At 58.8% G+C, this 3,643-nt stretch carries 4 protein-coding genes and 1 pseudogene; 4 read left to right on the plus strand and 1 reads right to left on the minus strand.

All coding sequences use genetic code 11. The annotated features are described in order from the left end of the window. Together SJ312_RS22975 and SJ312_RS22980 are read left to right on the plus strand one after the other, a co-directional pair. Positions 1-579, plus strand: a 579-nt coding sequence (locus tag SJ312_RS22975) for a dihydropteroate synthase (RefSeq protein WP_059065906.1), incomplete at its 5' end; no start/stop codon positions are given. Positions 580-705: 126 nt separating this feature from the next. After that, on the plus strand, positions 706-948 hold the full coding sequence (locus SJ312_RS22980; protein ID WP_000376617.1) for a hypothetical protein: 243 nt from the start codon (positions 706-708) through the stop codon (positions 946-948). 83 nt (positions 949-1,031) lie between these two features. Here the strand turns inward: SJ312_RS22980 and SJ312_RS22985 are convergent, their stop codons facing one another. Further along, entirely contained in the window at positions 1,032-1,331 is a 300-nt protein-coding gene (locus tag SJ312_RS22985) for a DUF2293 domain-containing protein (RefSeq protein ID WP_001183923.1), read from the minus strand. A gap of 616 nt (positions 1,332-1,947) precedes the next feature. Here SJ312_RS22985 and SJ312_RS22990 point away from each other — a divergent pair. Beyond that, positions 1,948-2,499 (plus strand): annotated as a pseudogene (locus tag SJ312_RS22990) (DNA cytosine methyltransferase); the annotation flags it as partial. Between the two features lie 381 nt (positions 2,500-2,880). Beyond that, positions 2,881-3,495, plus strand: a complete 615-nt coding sequence (locus tag SJ312_RS22995) for an endonuclease III domain-containing protein (RefSeq protein WP_000413042.1) — start codon at positions 2,881-2,883, stop codon at positions 3,493-3,495. Positions 3,496-3,643: the final 148 nt, after the last annotated feature.

The raw sequence follows: 3,643 nt of genomic DNA on the forward strand, positions 1-3,643 counted from the left end.
ACCCAGCGCTATGCGCTCAAGCGCGGCGTGGGCTACCTGAACGATATCCAAGGATTTCCTGACCCTGCGCTCTATCCCGATATTGCTGAGGCGGACTGCAGGCTGGTGGTTATGCACTCAGCGCAGCGGGATGGCATCGCCACCCGCACCGGTCACCTTCGACCCGAAGACGCGCTCGACGAGATTGTGCGGTTCTTCGAGGCGCGGGTTTCCGCCTTGCGACGGAGCGGGGTCGCTGCCGACCGGCTCATCCTCGATCCGGGGATGGGATTTTTCTTGAGCCCCGCACCGGAAACATCGCTGCACGTGCTGTCGAACCTTCAAAAGCTGAAGTCGGCGTTGGGGCTTCCGCTATTGGTCTCGGTGTCGCGGAAATCCTTCTTGGGCGCCACCGTTGGCCTTCCTGTAAAGGATCTGGGTCCAGCGAGCCTTGCGGCGGAACTTCACGCGATCGGCAATGGCGCTGACTACGTCCGCACCCACGCGCCTGGAGATCTGCGAAGCGCAATCACCTTCTCGGAAACCCTCGCGAAATTTCGCAGTCGCGACGCCAGAGACCGAGGGTTAGATCATGCCTAGCATTCACCTTCCGGCCGCCCGCTAGCGGACCTGGTCAGGTTCCGCGAAGGTGGGCGCAGACATGCTGGGCTCGTCAGGATCAAACTGCACTATGAGGCGGCGGTTCATACCGCGCCAGGGGAGCGAATGGACAGCGAGGAGCCTCCGAACGTTCGGGTCGCCTGCTCGGGTGATATCGACGAGGTTGTGCGGCTGATGCACGACGCTGCGGCGTGGATGTCCGCCAAGGGAACGCCCGCCTGGGACGTCGCGCGGATCGACCGGACATTCGCGGAGACCTTCGTCCTGAGATCCGAGCTCCTAGTCGCGAGTTGCAGCGACGGCATCCATGTCTCGACGATGCCAGCGGAGTGCTTAAGCTACTCCTAGCGCATTGGGCGCTGGGACGGGGCGGGGGTGCATAGCCATGCACCGGCGGATAAGCGTGCGCGCGGCTCGCTCCACCGATTTGGCTAGGGGAGCGCGGTGCTGCGCCAGCTTTCTAGAATGTCGCTTACTTCGCGGCTGACAATTAACCGCGCCTCGGCGCGAGCCATACCGGAGATCGCCAAAAGTCGATCGTAGTCGGTAAGTTGGTGGCGGGCGAAGGTTGAGGCCACAATGCCGACGACCTTGCCTAGCGAGGCTTCTGTCCACCGTTTGGCCAGAATCCGTTCGATGAGGATCTCGCGGTATTCCGGCGGGCAGCGAGCTTGATGTTTGCGAAAATGTCGCTCGACCGTCCGCCGGGTGAATAATGTGCCTTGCTGCATGCGATGCCTCCAAGGAGACGCTCGCATCGGCCTACGCCAAAAGGGGTCGCATGAGGTGCTTGGGGGCCGCCAAAAGGGTAGCTCAGCGACATGCCTTCCGATGTTGCCGTCAGCTAATCGCCAACCTTGGGGGGCGGCAGTTCGTTCGGCGTTCCCCACGACAATAGCCAGGCTTTCACAGCCTCGTGGCTGATAGTCCGGCCTGCCTCAATGTCGGCAATGCCCTCGGCGGTCGCTTCCTGGTCGTCGTCAAAGTTGTCGGCTTGGGAGTTCACGCAGTCCAACTACCACAACACCCGACCGCCCGGCCACACCGGTCCGACGCCTACGCCTTTACGGCCACACGGTGTAATGGAGGAGAGAGAGCCAACACATGCGCCAGCGCGAATGGCTTGGCGGCGGTCCGCAGGATTTCAGTCGCCGCCTCGTAGGCTTCAGACGGGACCACTCGGTCCGGAGGCGTTGCGGCGGGACCCCTAGTGTGCGCCCTTCACAGACCCTGAGGAGCGCACCGCTCGCCTTCTTGCTGCCCATCGCGATAGCGGGGACATCACAACTGAGCAAACTCAGGGACGCCCAGTGTTGCGGCGGGACATCCACTTCTGCGTTTTTACAGCTGCGCGCCGGCGGGCATCGCAACAGCCATGCGAACGCCGGTGTCGTACCCGCCATCGCTTTCGCGCAGAACAACCGTGGTGAAGTGCGCTTCGAGTCGGGCCATGGCCAGGTGGCTTGCACCGTGCTGTCCAACGGCAAGCCGGGCTACGGCGTGCCGATGGTGGCCTGCGTGTCTCTGCGCGGCCGCGAGCAGGGCCTTGCAGCGGAGCTGGGCGGCAGCGTAGCGGCCACACTGCGTACCAGCGGCGGCGGCGCGGACAAGCCCCATGTGCTGGCCCCCGACTTCGAGGCGCATTTCCGCTACGACTGGAACGACCCCGGCCCCGGCGACTGGTCGCACTGGCGGGTGCGGCGGCTGATGCCGACGGAGTGCGAGCGGCTGCAAGGCATGCCCGATGACTACACGCTGATCCCCTACCGCGGCAAGCCCGCCGCGGATGCGCCGCGCTACAAAGCAATCGGCAACTCCATGGCCGTCCCGTGCATGGCATGGCTGGGCCAGCGCCTGGTGCAGTGCCTGCACAAGACGGGCTCGACCGCTTCGGATTGATCGGCGACGCAGCCTGCGGGCCGCGCCATTCTCCCTCCTGCATTGCCGACGTATCGGCAGCAGCCCGCAGCCAGGGTGTCAAGGCTGCCGTGGGTTCCCCCCGCGCCACCCGCCAGTTCGCCTCGGCATCTCACCGGCGAACGCTGCCCACCGGGGCATCGATGCCTCTTTTCTCCAACCCACGGGATGGCCGCCACGTCCCGTCAGGGGCATGTCGCCACCCGGTCGATTTCAGGAGAATTTTAAAGTTTTTACCATCATTCTTGTCACTGTTACCTTTCGAACTCACATTAAATTCTTTCATCTTCTAAAAATTAATATTAACTAATGTATAATCCTACTGTGAACAAGAAAACGCGTGCAAAATATGTATTAGAAGAGATGGAAAAGCTTTTTCCGGATAGTAGCTCAGAGTTGAGGAACTGGGAAACAGATTTCCAATTTCTTCTTTGCATCATTTTATCAGCTCAGACGACTGATTTGCAGGTGAATAAAGTGACTCATAATCTATTCGCTAAATATCCTGATCCGGCTTCACTTTCGGAGGCGGAAGTCGGAGAGGTAGAGAAGATATTAAGCTCTATAAATTACTATCGCACTAAATCTAAGAATATTGTAAATGCGGCTAAGGTTGTGAAAACTAGGTTTCACGGCCGAGTTCCTAGGAGTGTAGAAAAATTGATCGAAATCCCAGGCGTCGGATTGAAGACTGCTAATGTATATTTGAATAGTATGTATCAAGCGAATCAGGGAGTGGGAGCAGACACTCATGTGATGCGAGTTTCGAGGAGACTTGGTTTCACGGATAGTCGTGACCCTAGGAAGGTCGCAATCGCGCTACAAAAGCTGTATCCGAAAAAAGATTGGTACCGAGTTACGGCGTTATTTGTCTTGTATGGGAGGTACTATTGCAAGGCTAGAGTCAAGCCAGAAAATAGCAAATGTATTTTTAAGGAATTTTGTACTCACTGTAGTGGTTTGGATCCTTATAGCTAGGCGAGGTGTGTTAGAATTTGCCTTCGTAGAGGCGGAAGTTACACATGCACGACTTACGTATTATACACCTCAAAGGGGTTCTAGGGATTTTCCGTCCAAAAACGACAAAGTGCTCTGGAGGCCGCGCCGTCCGTGGCCTCCAGAGGGG

Source organism: Providencia sp. CIM-Carb-044, assembly GCF_033901115.1.
GTDB lineage: Bacteria > Pseudomonadota > Gammaproteobacteria > Enterobacterales > Enterobacteriaceae > Providencia > Providencia hangzhouensis.

Bases quoted from the DNA above. Each gene is read 5' to 3' on its own strand.
- SJ312_RS22980 (WP_000376617.1), top strand. From the start codon at position 706: ATGGACAGCGAGGAGCCTCCGAACGTTCGGGTCGCCTGCTCGGGTGAT.
- SJ312_RS22985 (WP_001183923.1), bottom strand. From the start codon at position 1,331: ATGCAGCAAGGCACATTATTCACCCGGCGGACGGTCGAGCGACATTTT.
- SJ312_RS22995 (WP_000413042.1), top strand. From the start codon at position 2,881: ATGGAAAAGCTTTTTCCGGATAGTAGCTCAGAGTTGAGGAACTGGGAA.